This window comes from Crenobacter oryzisoli (assembly GCF_030385785.1).
Taxonomy (GTDB): domain Bacteria; phylum Pseudomonadota; class Gammaproteobacteria; order Burkholderiales; family Chromobacteriaceae; genus Crenobacter_A; species Crenobacter_A oryzisoli.
On record NZ_JAUEDK010000007.1, the window covers coordinates 137,712 to 153,196 of the forward strand.

At 65.1% G+C, this 15,485-nt stretch carries 13 protein-coding genes; 6 read left to right on the forward strand and 7 right to left on the reverse strand.

Annotation, left to right across the window (positions count from 1 at the left end; genetic code table 11):
* The first annotated feature begins 255 nt into the window (after positions 1–255).
* Together thpR and QU481_RS06180 are read left to right on the forward strand one after the other, a co-directional pair.
* Entirely contained in the window at positions 256–780 is a 525-nt protein-coding gene (thpR, locus tag QU481_RS06175) for an RNA 2',3'-cyclic phosphodiesterase (protein ID WP_289829053.1), read from the forward strand.
* Positions 777–1,613 (forward strand): DUF429 domain-containing protein, encoded by an 837-nt coding sequence (locus tag QU481_RS06180; protein WP_289829054.1) that lies wholly within the window; start codon positions 777–779, stop codon positions 1,611–1,613. The genes thpR and QU481_RS06180 overlap by 4 nt, the downstream gene beginning before the upstream one ends.
* On the opposite strand, the gene QU481_RS06185 is transcribed toward QU481_RS06180, so the two are convergent.
* The gene (locus QU481_RS06185; protein WP_289829055.1) at positions 1,603–3,036 is read right to left on the reverse strand and encodes a glycosyltransferase family A protein; all 1,434 of its coding nucleotides are present in this window, start codon (positions 3,034–3,036) and stop codon (positions 1,603–1,605) included. The genes QU481_RS06180 and QU481_RS06185 overlap by 11 nt on opposite strands.
* A gap of 140 nt (positions 3,037–3,176) precedes the next feature.
* Entirely contained in the window at positions 3,177–3,671 is a 495-nt protein-coding gene (locus QU481_RS06190; RefSeq protein ID WP_289829056.1) for a GNAT family N-acetyltransferase, read from the reverse strand.
* Positions 3,672–4,332: 661 nt separating this feature from the next.
* Between QU481_RS06190 and QU481_RS06195 the strand changes: the two genes are divergently transcribed.
* Positions 4,333–6,294: a sensor domain-containing diguanylate cyclase gene (locus tag QU481_RS06195; protein ID WP_289829057.1), complete on the forward strand. Its 1,962-nt coding sequence runs from the start codon at positions 4,333–4,335 to the stop codon at positions 6,292–6,294.
* 29 nt (positions 6,295–6,323) lie between these two features.
* Positions 6,324–7,031, forward strand: a complete 708-nt coding sequence (locus QU481_RS06200; RefSeq protein WP_289829058.1) for a pseudouridine synthase — start codon at positions 6,324–6,326, stop codon at positions 7,029–7,031.
* Positions 7,032–7,091: 60 nt separating this feature from the next.
* Here QU481_RS06200 and QU481_RS06205 read toward each other — a convergent pair whose 3' ends face one another.
* From QU481_RS06205 to hemC, 4 genes are read right to left on the reverse strand one after another with little or no spacing between them, the layout of a single operon-like run.
* The gene (locus QU481_RS06205) at positions 7,092–8,300 is read right to left on the reverse strand and encodes a heme biosynthesis HemY N-terminal domain-containing protein (RefSeq protein WP_289829059.1); all 1,209 of its coding nucleotides are present in this window, start codon (positions 8,298–8,300) and stop codon (positions 7,092–7,094) included.
* Entirely contained in the window at positions 8,297–9,334 is a 1,038-nt protein-coding gene (locus tag QU481_RS06210; RefSeq protein ID WP_289829060.1) for a uroporphyrinogen-III C-methyltransferase, read from the reverse strand. The genes QU481_RS06205 and QU481_RS06210 overlap by 4 nt, the downstream gene beginning before the upstream one ends.
* Positions 9,331–10,083, reverse strand: coding sequence for a uroporphyrinogen-III synthase (locus tag QU481_RS06215; RefSeq protein WP_289829061.1), 753 nt, complete (start codon positions 10,081–10,083; stop codon positions 9,331–9,333). The genes QU481_RS06210 and QU481_RS06215 overlap by 4 nt, the downstream gene beginning before the upstream one ends.
* Before the next feature lie 2 nt (positions 10,084–10,085).
* Complete coding sequence (gene hemC, locus QU481_RS06220) at positions 10,086–11,018, reverse strand: hydroxymethylbilane synthase (RefSeq protein WP_289829062.1); 933 nt, start codon at positions 11,016–11,018, stop codon at positions 10,086–10,088.
* Positions 11,019–11,288: 270 nt separating this feature from the next.
* On the opposite strand from hemC, the gene ppc reads away from it, so the two are divergent.
* Positions 11,289–14,000, forward strand: coding sequence for a phosphoenolpyruvate carboxylase (gene ppc, locus QU481_RS06225; RefSeq protein ID WP_289829063.1), 2,712 nt, complete (start codon positions 11,289–11,291; stop codon positions 13,998–14,000).
* A gap of 64 nt (positions 14,001–14,064) precedes the next feature.
* On the opposite strand, the gene QU481_RS06230 is transcribed toward ppc, so the two are convergent.
* Positions 14,065–14,730: a glutathione S-transferase family protein gene (locus tag QU481_RS06230; RefSeq protein WP_289829064.1), complete on the reverse strand. Its 666-nt coding sequence runs from the start codon at positions 14,728–14,730 to the stop codon at positions 14,065–14,067.
* A gap of 172 nt (positions 14,731–14,902) precedes the next feature.
* Here QU481_RS06230 and QU481_RS06235 point away from each other — a divergent pair.
* Positions 14,903–15,485, forward strand: a 583-nt coding sequence (locus tag QU481_RS06235) for a transposase domain-containing protein (RefSeq protein ID WP_289829065.1), incomplete at its 3' end; no start/stop codon positions are given.

Consider the following 15,485-nt stretch of genomic DNA (forward strand, 5'->3'; position numbering starts at 1 on the left):
CGGTCTTTAAGCAGCTAGCAACATCGTCCCCGGGTACCGTTCTGCCTCGCCGCATTGCTCCGGGCAGAACGCCGGGTCGTGGCGCATGTTAACGACCGCTACCATAACGCCGCGTGCACGCCGGCGCCAAGCTCCGGCCTGTCCTTCCCTCTAACCGTATGCTGCGCCGCCCACGGCCCTCCGGCAGCTTGTGCCGTCATGTAGCACGGCAGTCTCGCCGGGTTTCGTTCGCGACGCGTAGTCCGAACCGACACTATGCGCCTGTTTTTCGCCAGCTGGCCGCCGGCCAGTGCCCTACCCGTTCTGCACCACCACAGCGAGCGGCTGCACGCGCGCCTCGGTGGTCGGGTGGTGCCGCGAGTGCGGCTGCACCTGACGCTGGCCTTTCTCGGCGACGTCGATGACACCCGCCTGGTCGAGCTGACCACGCTCGCAGCGCGCGTCGCTGCGGCGAGCACGGCGCAGTCGATTGACTTCAATACGCTCGGTGGCTGGGACAACGGCATCGGCTGGCTTGCCCCGTCCGCGCCGCCTCCCGGCTTGATCGAGCTGGCCGAGCGCCTGAACACCGCGCTGCGGGACGCCGGCTTCCTCGTCGAGCGACGCCGTTACCGTCCCCATCTGACCTTGCTGCGCAGCGCCCGCCGTCATTGGCGCTCCCATTCGGTTGCGTCGCTTCACTGGCCGCTCGACCACCTCGCGCTGGTCGAATCGACGATGGGCCCGCAAGGGCCGAGCTACGTCGAGCTGGCGCGCTGGCCACTGGGCGGCGAGTCATGAGAGGCAAGCTGTTCGGCATCGATTTTTCCAGCAGGCCGAGCCAGAGGAAGCCCATTGTGGTCGCCGCCGGCCATCTGGACGGTCATGTCTGCCGGCTCGGTGAACTGGAACGTCTGCCCACACTGGCCGATTTCGACGCCTTGCTCGCCCGGCCTGGGCCGTGGTTGGCCGGTTTCGACTTCCCGTTTTCGCTGCCGCGTGCGCTGGTCGAGGAGGAAGGTTGGCCGGACTGCTGGCCGGCGCTGATGGCGTGGCTCTCTGCGTTACCGGCCGACCAGGCGCGCCCCTTCCTGAAGCGCCGCTTCCAGGCCTGGTGCGACGCGCGGCCGGCCGGACAGAAGTTCGCCCACCGTGCTTGCGACCGGCTGGCCGGCTCGTCGCCATCGATGAAATGGGTAAATCCGCCGGTGGCGTGGATGCTGCTCGAAGGGGCGCCGCGGCTGGCCCTGGCGGGTGTCAGCGTGCCGGGTCTCGTCGATGGCGACCCGCTGCGTATCGCGCTCGAGGCCTATCCCGGTTACGTCGCCAGGCAGATCACCCGCGCTTCATACAAGAGCGACGACAGGGCGCGGCAGACCGAAGCCCGCCGCATCGAGCGGGAGCGCATCGTCGGCGCGCTGGAAGCCGGCGCCCTGCCCGGCTGGCCGCCCCTGTCCGTGCCTGCCGCATCGCGCGCCGAGCTGCTCAACGACGCCAGCGGCGACGCGCTCGACGCCGCGCTGTGCCTGCTGCAGGCGGCCTGGGCCGAACAGCGGCGCGATCGCCACTTCGGCCTGCCGGACGAAGCCGATCCGCTGGAAGGCTGGATCGTGTCGGTGCCGTTTAGGGGTTGAGGTTGGGCAGCAGCTGGCGTAGCAGCCAGCGCAGCTTCCAGCCTCGACGCGGCGTCAGCGGGCGCGGTGTTGGCGTGCGCTGGTGGTTCAGCGACACGTGCCACTTGAAGTCGAGGAAGTTGCGGGTGTGACCACGCTCGTCGCCGCCGAAGTAGTCGAGTTCCAGTCGTTTGCGCGAGTCGGCGCCGGTGTTGAACGACAAGTCGCGTACCAGCGTGTGGTAGGAGTTGTCGCGGTCCACCTCGCGCTCGTAGCACCAGAACCGTTTCGGCAGACGCCACGCACGGGTGCCCTGCGCCTTCTGGAATTTGACGAAGCGGGTGTCGTCGGCCCCGTAGGCACCGGCAAACTCCTCGTCGTAGCCGAAGAAGCGGAAGAAGCGCGAGCGCGCCAGCAGGAACACGTTTGGATGAGCGCCGTAGTAGGCGCCCTTGTCGTCACGGCGCCAGAAGCGGTAGATCTGCTTGCCGACCGGACGCTTCTTCACCAGTTCCTGCAGGACTTCGACTGGGAAGGCATGGTCGACGTCGGTGAGGATGACGTTCTCGGATTTGGCATAGAGGAAGCCGAGGTTACGCGCGCCAGCCATATTCCACGGGATGTCCTCGTCCACCTTCACCCAGGTGATGTTGAGACCGTAATCGCGCGGTTCGTATTCCAGCGGCGAGCCGTCGTCGACCAGCACGAACTGGATCTGGTCCAGCAGTTCGGGCGGGTATTTCGAATAGTGCTCGAGCAGCTGGTAGACGGTGTCCGGGCTCTTCTGATTGATGTAGAAATAGGTGACGTAGCTCAGGCGGATGTGCGAGTAGTCGAGCTTGGGCTTGCCGAGCCAAGGCGGCTGGCGGTTGCCGGTCAACAGCGCTTCGAGCGTGTAGTCCAGGGTCCGCTCCGCTTTGCCATCGAAGCGCGGCTGCTCCAGGATCACCGGGTTGTTCAGTGGCAGCGGGCTGTTGCCGTCCGGATGACCCTGGGTGAACTTGGAATAATAGAGATTGTGCGCCAGGGTCGGCATCAGGTTGACCGACACCATCTTGTCCTGCAGCCAGCGGTTGCGACGGGTCTTCTCGAACGGGGTTTTCTGGTCGCGATGCACCACCAGGGCGGTCGGCCACGGATTGGCCTGCTTGAAGCGCACGGCCGCCTCCAGCGCGGCGGTGCCGTCGCAGACGATCACATGCGGGATGCTGGTCACGCGTTCCGACAGCAGCGCCGAGAGCTGCTGGCCGACTTGGCCAGCGGCCGCGGCCAAGCACGCGGAGGGCAGATCGAAACGTGCTGTCTGCTTGGCCACTACCCGGACCCGGTAGCGGGTCGGCAATTGCACCAGGTTTTGAATCAGGTCGATGAAGCCGCTGGCCGGCTGATCTTCCAGGCTCAACACCACGACCACGGCGTCCAGCTTGTCTTGCCCTGCACTCATCTGAGTTGTCACCCTTATTGAAAACTGTCTATTTGCTTGGATTGCTTGGGCGCTCATTCTAAAGCGAGCCGGGCAGTACGGCGAGCTTGGGCGTCATCGCCGTCAGGCAAGCGGACTGCTGCCCGTCGTGGCGACCTCGCCTACACCCGGCGGCCGACGATGATCAAATCGCGTTTCACCCCGTCCAGTTCCGCCACCGCCGGCAGCGTACCCCAGCGGCTGAATCCGTAGCGTTCGAACAGCGTCAGGCTCGGCAGATTGTGGCCGAAGATGAAGCCGAGCAGCGTGTCGATGCCCAGTGCAGGCGCGCGTTCGAGCGCCTCGTCGAGGAGACGTCGCCCGAGACCCCGGCCGCGGCAATCTTCGCGCAGGTAGACGCTCAATTCGGCCGTACCCTGATAGGCCGGGCGGCCGTAGAAATCCGACAGGCTGGCCCAGCCGAGCACCTCGCCGTCCTGTTCGAGCACCCACAGGGGGCGTCGCGGCGTCTGGTGCGCGTCAAACCAGTCTTGACGGCTTTCGACGCTGACCGGTTCCAGGTCGGCAGTGACCTGGCGCGAAGGGATAGTGCTGTTGTAGATGGCAACGATGGCCGGCAGGTCGGCGGCGGTGGCGAGGCGGAAGGTCGAGTCCATGAAGATGCAGGGGGAAGAAACAAATCTAATACGGGTCATTGTGGCCGAGTGAACGTCCGTCGTTAAGCATCACATGACGGCTGACCGGCGCGGCCGCCTTCCTGGTGTGCCGGTCGAGCGGGGGCTTAGAGCAGCGATGCCCCAGGCTCTCCCATCGACCTGCGGATGATGCATGGCAGGCTGTTTTACCGGGCTTGTCTGTAGGGGGCTGGAATAGTGTTTTTTTAGGTGTTTTGAGCCAGGACAATCGATATGTAATTTTATTAACGAATAACATGTGTAATAACATGTTATGGATCTGGAATGCAGCAGAATTACCGCCTACCGCCTACCGCCTACCGCCTACCGCCTACCGCCTACCGCCTACCGCCTACCGCCTACCGCCTACCGCCCTGCCTTCTTGCCGCTTGTCGGAGCAGCAATGGCGATTGTCGATTGTTGCGGCGGCGAAATAGGTCAGAATATGCCAATGAAATTTTTGTTAACCTCTTCATTTCCCAGTGGAAAACTATTCCCATGTCGTCTATTAGCTATTAGTGCCAATGCTTTTTGAGTGTTAGGCATTTGTCATGATCGGCGAGTAAACTACCGCCAGATCAGACAGCGGCCAGGGGCTGAAGCGGGCCGCACAGATAAAAAAACTACAAAGGATTTCGCTCTGTTGAACGTTTGGGTTTCTCGACTCAAGGGTTTCGCGCGTCTGCACCTCGACGTGCCCGTCACCGCGCTCCTCTATGCGCTGGTGGGCGGCGCAACGACTCTCTTGTTCCCGACGCAGGGGTTATTGCCGGCACCGCTCTGGCCGCCTTCCGCCTTGGCGCTGGTGCTTTTCATCTGGCGCAGCGGACGGGGCTTGCCCGGGGTCTGGCTCGGTGCATGCTGGGTCACTTTCCAGTTGGGCGGAATGCCGGGGCCGGCGGCAATGCTCGTCGGCACCATGGCGGCGCTCGGTCCCTGGATCGGTGCTCGCCTGTTGCGTCAACTGCACCGTGCGCCGCTGCGTCTGTCCCGCCAGCGTGATGTCTGGCCGTTCCTCTGGTGCGGCACGGCGCTGCCGTCGCTGATCGCAGCGGTCGGCGGCACTGCAGCGCTCTCGTTGTCAGGGGGCGACGATGCCTTGTCGCTTGCCACTCACTTTCTGAGATGGTGGCTGTCCGACGCTGGGGGGATTCTGCTGTTCGCACCGTTGGCACTGCTGGTGCTTGAGGCCTACGAGCGCCCTGGCTTCTGGGGGCAGTGGCGCTTTCTCGAGCGCATGGTCCTGACCTGCTGCACGCTGGGGGTCGCAGCCATGCTGTTCTGGGTGGTCCACGGTGACGGTGGTCAGTTGGCGGTACTGTCGTTCCTGCTGATGCTGCCGATGATTTGGACGGTGGCCCGTTTCCCTCTGTGGCAGTCCCACCTGCTCTCGACGCTGGTCGCGCTGGTCGCGCTGGTCGGTACTGTCCACGGCGGCGGGGTCTTCTATATCGATTCGATTCGTCAGGCCTTACTGTGCACCGGCACGCTGGTGATGGTGCAGTCTGTGGCATTGCTGGTGGTCGGCTCGCTGGTGGCCGAGCGCGAGGAGTCCGAGTTGTTCCTGCGCGACGCCAATCAGCATTTGGAGGACAAGGTTCGTGCGCGCACTCGCGAGCTGAGCGAGAGCGAGGCGCGCTTCAAGCTGGTGGCCGATGCCGCGCCGTTTCCTATGGTGATGAACCAGCTGTCCGACGGTCAGGTCGTCTACGCCAATCCGCGTGCTGAAGCCTTGTTCCATTATCAGTTGCTGCCGGGGGCACCGCTCTATGTGCAGGCGTTCTATGCGGACGAGACCGAGCGTGACCAGATCTCCGGCATCCTGCGCAACCAAGGCACTATCCTCGATCGCGAGGTCGAGCTGATCGATGGCTACGGTCGACGCTTCTGGGCTTGGCTGTCGTGTACCGTGATCAAGAGCAACGGCGTGTTGTGCGTGCTTACCGGCATCAACGATATCAGTGAACGCAAGCGTCTCGAGTCCAGCCTGAAGGCGGCCAACGATGCCTTGCGACAACAGGTCAGCGAGATCGAGGAGCTGCAGCACGGCCTGCGTGAGCAGGCTGTGCGCGACCCGCTGACTGGCCTGTTCAATCGTCGCTACCTAGACAGCTCGCTATCGAACACGCTGTCGCACTTGCTGGCTCAGCAGCGACCGGTTGGGCTGATCATGCTCGACGTCGACCATTTCAAGCAGATCAACGATAACCATGGCCATTTGACCGGGGACATGGTGCTCGCCACTTTGGGCCAATATTTGCGCGCGCACTTCCGTAGCGACGACATTGTCTGCCGTTACGGTGGTGAGGAGTTCGTCGTGGTGCTGCCGGGCGCCTCGATGGAGGTCAGCTACGCCAAGGCCGAGAGACTGCGGCAAGGCGTGGCTGAGCTGGTGATTCCGTCGGCCAACGGCATGCTCGCGGTCACGTTGTCGCTCGGTGTCGCCTGTGCCCCACAGCATGGAACCGACACAAAGCGTCTGCTCGATGCGGCCGATGCGGCGCTATATGCCGCAAAGTCCCACGGGCGCAACCGCGTCTACCGTGCATCGATCGACCGCCTGGCGCCGGGGGAAGTCGCGTTGCGTCGCTCCGCACAGGTCTAGGGGTTCCCGCCCGTGCTACCATCGCGCGGATGAAAGAACTCTACCGACTCCTGCACGAGCAGGGCTTCGGCAGCCGCAAGGAATGCCGCAAACTGATCGAGGCCGGACTGGTCGCCATCGACGGCGAGCCGGCCGCTGACTATCGCCAACAGGTCGACCCGGGGGCGCTTGGCGAACTTGAAGTGGACGGCGAGGCCTGGTCATTGCTCGAGTTGCCCCTCTACCTGATGCTGCACAAGCCCGGCGGCTATGAGACCTCGCACCGGCCGCTGCACAACCCCAGCGTATTTCACCTGTTGCCGTACCAGTTCGAGGCACTTGGCATCGCTGCGGTCGGCAGGCTCGACGTCGATACCACCGGCCTATTGCTGATGAGCACCGACGGCCAGTTCATCCATGCGCTGACCTCGCCAAAGAAGCTGGTGCCCAAGTGCTACCGGGTGACGTTGAAGCATCCGGTCGTCGACGAGCTGGTTGCCCAGCTGCTCAAGGGGGTGTACCTGAAGGACGATGACGAAAAGATCATTGCCGAGACGGTCACGGTGGTCGATTCATACACTATCGACATGACGATCACCCAGGGAAAGTACCATCAGGTCAAGCGGATGGTTGCCGCCGCCAGCAACCGGGTCGTGGGGTTGCATCGGCTGAGCCTGGGGTCTGTCGGGCTTGGCGACCTGGCCGAAGGCGAATGGCGCAGATTGAGCCGCGAGGAGTTGGCGGCGCTGGGTTTTTGAGCGGAAGCGCCATAAAAAAACGGGAAGCCTCGGCTTCCCGTTGTCGTTGGCGGCATCCGCTCAGTAGCCCATCTCCAGCGCCATGCGCAGGCATTGCGTCTCATGCCGATGTGCCTCGCCCTCCTTGCCGGTAGCCTCGAAGAGGCGCGCCAGCTCGGCGTGTGCCGTCAGCGTCGGCGTCAGCGACAGGCTGGCTTCGAGATAGCTCTGCGCCTTGCCCCACAGCTGTTGCGCCAGCGCGAGGCGGCCCAGCGCCAGTAGCAACAGGTGGTCGTTCGGGCGGCTCGTCAGCCAGCCTTCGGCCTCGTGCATCAGCGCCAGCCGCTTGTCCGGCGACAGCGAGGCGGCGAGGCGGCCGAGTTTTTGCGCCAGTTCCGGGGTCGCGAGCTCTTCGTCGCCGAGCGCCTGTGCAATCAGTGTTGCAGCCTGGTCGCTGTCCTCAAGTTCGGTCAGCCGCGCCACCACGTCGGCGAGCAGGTCCGGGTTGGCACGTTCTACATCGGGGATGCGCTTGAACCACGCCTGGATCTCTGCGCCGCTGGTCAGCGCGGCCAACTGTTGGCGGTACGCGGTCAGCCGGTAACGGCGCGCTTGCTCGGCGTCGATCGCATCCGATTTCAACAGTTTCTCGGTCAGCGCCAGCACTGCTTCCGGCTGTTTCTGCAACAGGCGGATGCGCAATTCGATCTTCAGTGCGCTGGTCAGGTTGGGCGAGATCGTGCGGGCGCGCTCGACCGCTGCCAGTGCGCCCGGCGCATCCTTGGCATCGAGCTTGAGTTCGGCCTCCAGCACGTGGTGAGCCAGTTGCAGCCGCGACGGCAGGGCATCGAGCTTGGCGAGGTACTGATTGCGCTTGTCGTAGTCGCGCATCGAGCCGGCCGCTCGGGCGGCGATCAACAGCGCCAGTGCACGGTTGTCCTCGCTTTCCTCGTTGTCGATAGCACGGATTGCCTCGCGCTCGGCGCGCTGGAATCGGCCCTCGAAGAAGGCGATGCCGGCCTCGCGCAGTGCGTGGCGGGCGGCTTTCAGTTTCTTTTGGCGCTGGAAGCGGCGCACTTCCTCGGGCATGCGCGCGGCGATACCGATCAGCCGCAATACGAAGTGCACCACCACGATCAAGAGCAGGATGCCGATGATCAGCGCGTTGAACGACACCTCCATGCGATACGGCGGCAGGAACAGGATGGCGTAGCCGGTGTTGACGGTGGAGGCGAGCCCCACCAGCACCGCCAGCGCGAACAGGCCGACAATCCAGATCACAAACTTCACGGCTGATCTCCCGTGCCTTGTGCATCGCGCACGGCTTTCAGGCTGGCGGTCAGATCAGGCAGCGCGACATTGAGTGGAGCGCCCTTCAGTTCAGCCAGCGTGGCGAGCCACTTCTGCGTGGCTGGCGCATCGCGGTCGTAGTAGCGTTGGACATAGCTTTGGGCGCCCGCGATGTCGGTGTTGTAGGTGTTGCCGTCGCGTTGGATCAGCGCTAGGCGCGCATCCAGGAGGCGCAGCTTCAGGTTCTCGCGCAGGAAGAACGCCTGTTCTGGCGACAACAGCAGTGCCTCGGGCTTGTCCATGCGGCGGATGTGCACCAGCTCGCCCAGGCTGCGGCTGACGTCGGCGATCAGGCGCTCCCACATCGGCTCGGACGCAGCCACCGGGGCCGGCAGTACGCTCTGCTTCGGTGCCAGTCGGTGCTGGTCGACCGTCAGCGGCAGGCTGTCGACGCCCAGTTGCAGCCGGTCAATCTTCACCGTCAGGCCGACGGTGTCGAGGTAGGGCAAGGCCTTCAGCGTTTCCAGGTCTTTTGCCACCGCGCGTTTCACGCTGATCAGCTGCGGCCGGTCGAACTTGGCGAGCCGAGCATCGACACCTTCGAGCGCGGTGATCGCCGCCGGCACGTTGCCGGCCAGCTGTAGCTGCTGGCTGGCCACCGCCAGCGTGTGCTCGACCTCGGACAGGAGCCAGTCCGAGCGGTTCTTGGTTAGCTCCTGGTACATATTGTTGAGCGTAGCGTATTGACCGGCCGACTCGTTGACGCGGGCTTCAACTACCGCCAGCTTGCCGTCGGTGGCGCGGCTGGTCGCCAGCGCCTGTTCGGTCAGGCCGCGCAGCTCCTTGGCGGTACCGCCCGACTCGGCCAATTTTTGCGCCAGCGCAAGCTTGACGTCGGCCAGTTCGCGGCGAGTGTCATAGTACTGCCAGCCGGACACGCCGAGGGCGACCAGTGCGACGAGCAGCGCAGCCGATAGCGGCGAACGCCGAACGGGCTTGATGGGGGGGGATTCGATGGTTTGCGTTTCGCTCATGGGTGGCGTTGGAACCATTCGCTGAGGCCGTCGACCAGTGCGGCGTCGCCGGCGGGGGTTGTCACGACATAGCGCGCGCCAAGCTGCGCGAGCCGTTCGGCGATGCGTGCGTGCGGCACGCTGTATAGCAGGGATTGTAACGTCGCTTGGCGGGAGCGGCCAGCCAGTTGGAATAAACGCTCGGCAATCTCGGCCGAGGTCACGCAGGCAGCGGCCAGTGTGCCAGCATCGGCGGCGCTGTCAAACGCGGCCCAGTCGGGCGCGGCGTCGACGCGGCGGTAGACCTCGGCGAACTCGACCGCAGCACCGCGCGCGGCGAGGCCCTCGGCCAGTTCGGCGCGTCCGCCGATGCCGCGCACGATCAGCACCCGTTGGCCGGCCAGCTCGGCCAGCGCCGGTTCGGCCAGCAGCGCGCCGCTGTCGGCGCCGTTGGACGGGTGCAGCACCGGGCGGCCCGCCAGCGCGGCGAGCCGCTGGGCGCTGGGTGCGCCGACGCAGGCGAGGCGCGCTGCGGGTGGCAGCTCGGCGAGCACCGGCCAAGCGACGTCGATCGCGCTCGGACTGACGAAGACTAGCCAGTCGGCGGCACCGGCTAGCGCCGGCAGTGCGGCGAGCGCGTCGGGCTGCGGTACGATGTCCAGCAACGGAAACGCCAGCGGCTGGGCGCCGGCAGCGGTCAGCAGGGTGGCCAGTGCCGCCCCTTGCGCTGCAGGGCGGGTCACCAGCACGGTGCGACCGGCGAGGCTCATCGTCAGCGGGTGCCTTCGGCGAGCACCGCCGCAATCAGCGGCAGTGCTCCCTGATCGATCAGCTTCTTCGCGACTACGCGCCCGAGCGCATCGGCGTACTCAATCGGCGCGATCGCCTCGGCACGCAGCACCACCGAGCCGTCCGGATGCGCGACCAGCGCGCGCAGCGTCAGCGCACGGTCGGCAAGCGTGGCGTAGGCCCCGAGCGGCACCTGGCAGCTGCCGCCCAGCTCGCGTGCCAGCGATCGCTCGGCGGCGACGCAGGCGGCGGTGTCCGGGTGATTCAGCGGCGCGAGACGTTCGGCGACGTCGGCGCGGTCGGCGCGGATCTCGATGCCCAGCGCACCCTGGCCCGCAGCCGGCAGGCTCTCGGCCGGGTCGAGCTCGGCGCGAATCCGCTCGGACAGTTCCAGCCGCTTCAGGCCGGCGGCGGCGAGGATGATCGCGTCGTAGTCGCCGTTGTCGAGCTTGGCAAGGCGGGTCTGCACATTGCCACGCAGCGGCTTGACGGTCAGTTGCGGGTAGAGCGCGCGCAGCTGTGCCTCGCGGCGCAGGCTGGAGGTGCCGACCACGCTGCCTGCCGGCAGCTCGGCAAGACTCGCATAGTTGTTGGAAACGAAGGCGTCGCGCGGGTCTTCGCGTTCGCTGATCGCCGCCAACGCGAAACCGTCCGGCAACGTCATCGGCACATCCTTGATCGAATGTACCGCCAAATCGGCTCGCCCGTCGGCCAGCGCAGTCTCCAGCTCCTTGACGAACAGCCCTTTGCCGCCGATCTTTGACAGCGTCTTGTCCAGGATCTGATCGCCCTGGGTGGTCATGCCGAGGATTTCGACGGTCAGTTCCGGATAGAGCGCCTCGAGGCGGGCCTTGACGTGCTCGGCCTGCCACAGGGCGAGCCGGCTTTCGCGGCTGGCGATGACGAGTTTCTTCATGATGCGCGGCGTTTGGATTGGGATAGTCAATGGTAGATGCGCCGATTCTAGCACGGGGGGGCGTGACCGCTTGGCGGAGGGCCAAACGGTGTAGAACAAGGTATGGCAGATTGATGAATCTTATATAGCAAAATGAGCTAACGGGAAGGTGGCACGAAGTTGGTATGATCGATCATCGGACGAAGATCCGTCAGGCAAACCGGTAACGCCGGCTTGCCTGACTGCTTTTCACACCATTCCATAACCATAGCCACATCAGGGAAGAGATAGATGAGTCACCAAGAACTGGACAAGGACCTGCCGCTCAAGCAGGACTTGGCGCGTCTAGACGCGTTGCTTGCCGACATCCTGGCCGAACAGAGCGGCCAGGCAATCCGCGCCGAACTCGCGGCGCTGCCGGACGCTGGCGCCAGCGCCGATGCTCTGGCTGAACGGCTCGGCACGCTGACTGGCCCGGATACCACCGCGCTGGTACGCGCCTGCGGTTTCTACGCCCAGATGTACAACATCGCCGAGGACCTGCACCATGCCCGCCGCCGCCGTGCTCACAAGCTGGCCGGCTCGGCGCCGCAGCAGGGCAGCCTGAAGCGTGCCCTGCAGAAGCTGCGCGAGGATGGCGTGACGCTGAATCAGCTGGGCGAGACGTTGGCCGACGCCAGCGTGGTGCCGGTGCTGACCGCGCACCCGACCGAGGTGCAGCGCCAGAGCGTGCTGGACGGCCAGCGCGCGGTGCGCACTTTCCTGTGCCAGCTGAATCGCGACGATCTGACCGACGACGAGCGCGACGAGATCACCGCCAAGCTCAAGCGCGTTCTGTTGACGCTGTGGCAGACCTCGGAGATCCGCCACTTCCGCATGACGGTGAAGGACGAGATCGAGAACGGCGTCGCCTATCACCCGCTGACTTTCTTCCAGGCGTTGCCGCGCCTGTACGAGCGGCTCGAACAGCAGGTCCGCGCCGGCTGGGGCGACGCGCCGGCGCTGCCGTCCTTCGTCAAGGTCGGCAGCTGGATCGGCGGCGACCGCGACGGCAACCCCAACGTCGACGCCGACGTGCTGCGTCACGCCTTCACCCGTCAGGCCAATCTGGCGTTCGAACACTACTTCTACGAGCTGGCCGGTCTGTACCGCGAGCTGTCTCTGTCGAACCGCCGTGTCAGCGTCAGCGCCGATGTACAGGCCCTGTCCGACGCATCACCCGACCAGGCCGAGGCACGCCGCGAGGAGCCGTACCGTCGCGCGTTGGCGCGCATCGAGGCGCGCCTGTCCGGCTCGGCCGCCGAACGCGGCCTGACCGCGCGGGGCCGTTACCCGGCCGCCGAAGCCTATCCAGACGCGGCGGCCTTCGCCGCCGACCTTGCGCTCTTGGCCGATTCGCTACACGAATACGGCAGCGCGCTGCTGGCCAACGAGGGCCGCCTGTCCAGGCTGATCCGCGCGGTCGACGTGTTCGGTTTCTACCTGATGCCGGTGGACTTGCGCCAGCATGCTGAAAAGCACGCGGCGGTGGTCGCCGAGCTGTTCGCCCAGGCCGGCCTCGAGGAATACAGCGCGCTCGACGAAGCGGCCCGCGTGCGCGTGCTCAGCCGCGAGCTGGCCATGCCGCGCCTCTTGTATTCGCCGTACCTGAACTACAGTGCCGACACCGAGAAGGAGCTGGCGATCTTTCGCGAGGCCAACCGCATCAAGGACGTGTTCGGCGAAGGGGCGATCAGCCAGAGCATCATCTCCAACTGCGCGACGGTCAGCGACATCCTGGCATTGGCGCTGCTGTGCAAGGAGACCGGGCTGATTCGGCTCGACAATGGCACGCCGCGCGCGCGCCTGAACCTGGTGCCGCTGTTCGAGACCATTGGCGACCTGCGCAACGCCACCGTGGTGATCGACGCGCTGTTCGCGCTGCCGTGGTACCGTCAGCTCCTGCAAAGCCGTGGCGACCTGCAGGAGGTCATGCTCGGTTATTCGGACAGCAACAAGGACGGCGGTTACCTGACCAGCCAGTGGGAACTGTTCCAGGCCGAGAAACGGCTGGTGCAAAGCTTCGCGAAGGCCGGCGTCAAGCTGCAGCTGTTCCACGGTCGCGGCGGCTCGGTCGGCCGCGGTGGTGGGCCGTCTTACGAGGCGATCATGGCGCAGCCGGCAGGCAGCGTTGCCGGGCGTATCCGCATCACCGAGCAGGGCGAAGTGATCGCGTCGAAATACGCCGACACGCTCAACGGCGCGCGCAATCTGGAGGCGCTGGTCGCCGCCACGCTGGAGGCGAGCCTGACCGGCGCACCGCACTGCGAGACCGACGAGCCGGTGTTCGCCGAGTTGTCCGGTGACGCGTTCGCCGCGTACCGAGCGCTGGTTGAGACCGACGGCTTCATGCAGTACTTCATGGAGGCATGCCCGATCGCCGAGATCGCCAAGCTCAACATCGGCAGTCGCCCGGCCTCGCGCAAGAGCCTCACCTCGATCAAGGACCTGCGCGCGATTCCGTGGGTGTTCTCCTGGTCGCAGGCGCGGCTGATGCTGCCGGGCTGGTTCGGCTTCGGCGCGGCGGTGACCGCCTACCTGGCACGTCATGGCGACGCGGGTCTCGCGCGGCTGCAGAGCCTGTACCGCAGCTCGCCGTTCTTCAAGGTGGTGCTGTCGAACATGGAACAGGTGATGGCGAAGGCCGATCTCGCGATCGCGCGCCGCTATGCTACGCTGGTGTCCGATCAGGTCTTGGCCGAACGGCTGTTCGGCGCGATCGAGGCCGAATGGAATCAGACGCAGAACGCGCTGTTCGCGATCACCGGCCAGACCCGTCTGCTGCAGGACAACCCGTCGCTGGCGCGCAGCCTCGCGATCCGGTTGCCGTACCTGAACACGCTGAACCTGCTGCAGGTCGAGTTGCTGCGCCGCCTGCGCGATGATGCGAACGACTCCGAGGCGCTGTGCGCTATCCACCTGACCATCAACGGCGTGGCCGCCGGCCTGCGCAACAGCGGCTGATACGCTCGTCTAGGTCCAGACAAAACCGGCCGGGGTTAATCCCGTCCGGTTTTTTTGCATCGACTCAGCCGGCAGCCTGCTGTTTGCGCCACTCCCAGAAGCGTTCGAACGCGGCGGCGCGGTCGGCCCAGCAGCGCGTCACGCTCGGTCGCTCGGACAGGGCCCGGTGCAGCGCGGTCAGCTCGGCCGACTCGTCGATCAGGCTGGTACCGAACAGTTGACGAGTCGACTCGGCAATGCCGGGCAGCATCGCAGCGGCGCTGACGTCGGCGAGGGTGAAGCCATCGCCAGCCAGCCACGGGGACAGTCTGGCGCGCGTGAGCAGCGCGGCGAGACCGCGGCGCATCTTTACCAGCGCATCGTCGCGCTGCTCGTCGCTGAGCGGAGCACCCCACATCAGGTGGTGGCTCAAGGCGAAGGCCGGCATGAACAGGTCGTTCTCGAACAGGGCGACCAGCTCGCGCACATGTGCGCGTCCAAGCGGCGTCGGCGGCAACAGCGCGGTGGTCGGGTAGGCATCCTCCAGCCACTCGAGGATGACCGATGATTCCGCCAATGGCGCGCCGTTGATCTCGACGAAGGGGATCCGGCCCATCGGGCTTTTGGCGAGCACCTCCGCTTCCTGCGACGGTGGGGTGAACACTTCCTGGAAGTTCACGCCCTTTTCGATCAGGGCGATCTTGACCTTGTTGTAGTAGGGGGACAGTGCGGCGCCGTACAGCGTGATCATGAAGCGTCTCCGTTTGGGGAACGTCCCGTTGTAGCACGGGTGGCCGCGAGAGCGGGCAAAAAAATGCCGCCCGGGTGGGCTAATGCCGTTCACTTAAGCAAGTGAACGGCATTTTTCATGGTGCGAATCTTGCTCATATTCCGGCCAGGTTGACTCCCTCACGTTGGTCAAGATGGTAAGCAAGGCTCATAAACACCCTGATTTCTCTGCACTTTCTCAGCAAATTGACCCGGCATGGATCGCCCACGCGCTTGCAGTGACCGGCAAAGCCAGCGTGCGGCGGCGTAAATTGCCGGCCGAACAGGCCGTCTGGCTGGTCATTGCGTTGGCGATGTACCGGCATCAGTCCATCCCGGAGGTCGTCGCTCATCTCGATCTGGTGCTGCCTGACGAGGTCAATCCAGAGATTGCCAAGAGCGCCTTGACCCAGGCGCGGCAGCGCCTCGGCGAGGAACCGTTGGCCCAACTCTTCGGGCTCAGCGCGCTGGCTTGGGATGAGCGGCATCAGCGGGGAAGGAGCTGGCGCGGATTGGCCCGCTACGCGATTGATGGCAGTACCTTGCGCACCTCGGATACCCCAGAGAATCGTCAGCACTTCGGAGCACAGGCTTATGCCTCCGGCGTAGCCGCCAGCTATCCGCAGTTGCGGCTGCTGACGTTGACTTCGCTGGCGACGCATCTGGTGCGAGAGGCTGTCTTTGGCGAATACGCCAAGAATGAAATGCGCTATGCCCGTGACCTGCTCCAGGCGATCC

Bases quoted from the DNA above. Each gene is read 5' to 3' on its own strand.
- thpR (WP_289829053.1), top strand. From the start codon at position 256: ATGCGCCTGTTTTTCGCCAGCTGGCCGCCGGCCAGTGCCCTACCCGTT.
- QU481_RS06180 (WP_289829054.1), top strand. From the start codon at position 777: ATGAGAGGCAAGCTGTTCGGCATCGATTTTTCCAGCAGGCCGAGCCAG.
- QU481_RS06185 (WP_289829055.1), bottom strand. From the start codon at position 3,036: ATGAGTGCAGGGCAAGACAAGCTGGACGCCGTGGTCGTGGTGTTGAGC.
- QU481_RS06190 (WP_289829056.1), bottom strand. From the start codon at position 3,671: ATGGACTCGACCTTCCGCCTCGCCACCGCCGCCGACCTGCCGGCCATC.
- QU481_RS06200 (WP_289829058.1), top strand. From the start codon at position 6,324: ATGAAAGAACTCTACCGACTCCTGCACGAGCAGGGCTTCGGCAGCCGC.
- QU481_RS06210 (WP_289829060.1), bottom strand. From the start codon at position 9,334: ATGAGCGAAACGCAAACCATCGAATCCCCCCCCATCAAGCCCGTTCGG.
- QU481_RS06215 (WP_289829061.1), bottom strand. From the start codon at position 10,083: ATGAGCCTCGCCGGTCGCACCGTGCTGGTGACCCGCCCTGCAGCGCAA.
- hemC (WP_289829062.1), bottom strand. From the start codon at position 11,018: ATGAAGAAACTCGTCATCGCCAGCCGCGAAAGCCGGCTCGCCCTGTGG.
- ppc (WP_289829063.1), top strand. From the start codon at position 11,289: ATGAGTCACCAAGAACTGGACAAGGACCTGCCGCTCAAGCAGGACTTG.
- QU481_RS06230 (WP_289829064.1), bottom strand. From the start codon at position 14,730: ATGATCACGCTGTACGGCGCCGCACTGTCCCCCTACTACAACAAGGTC.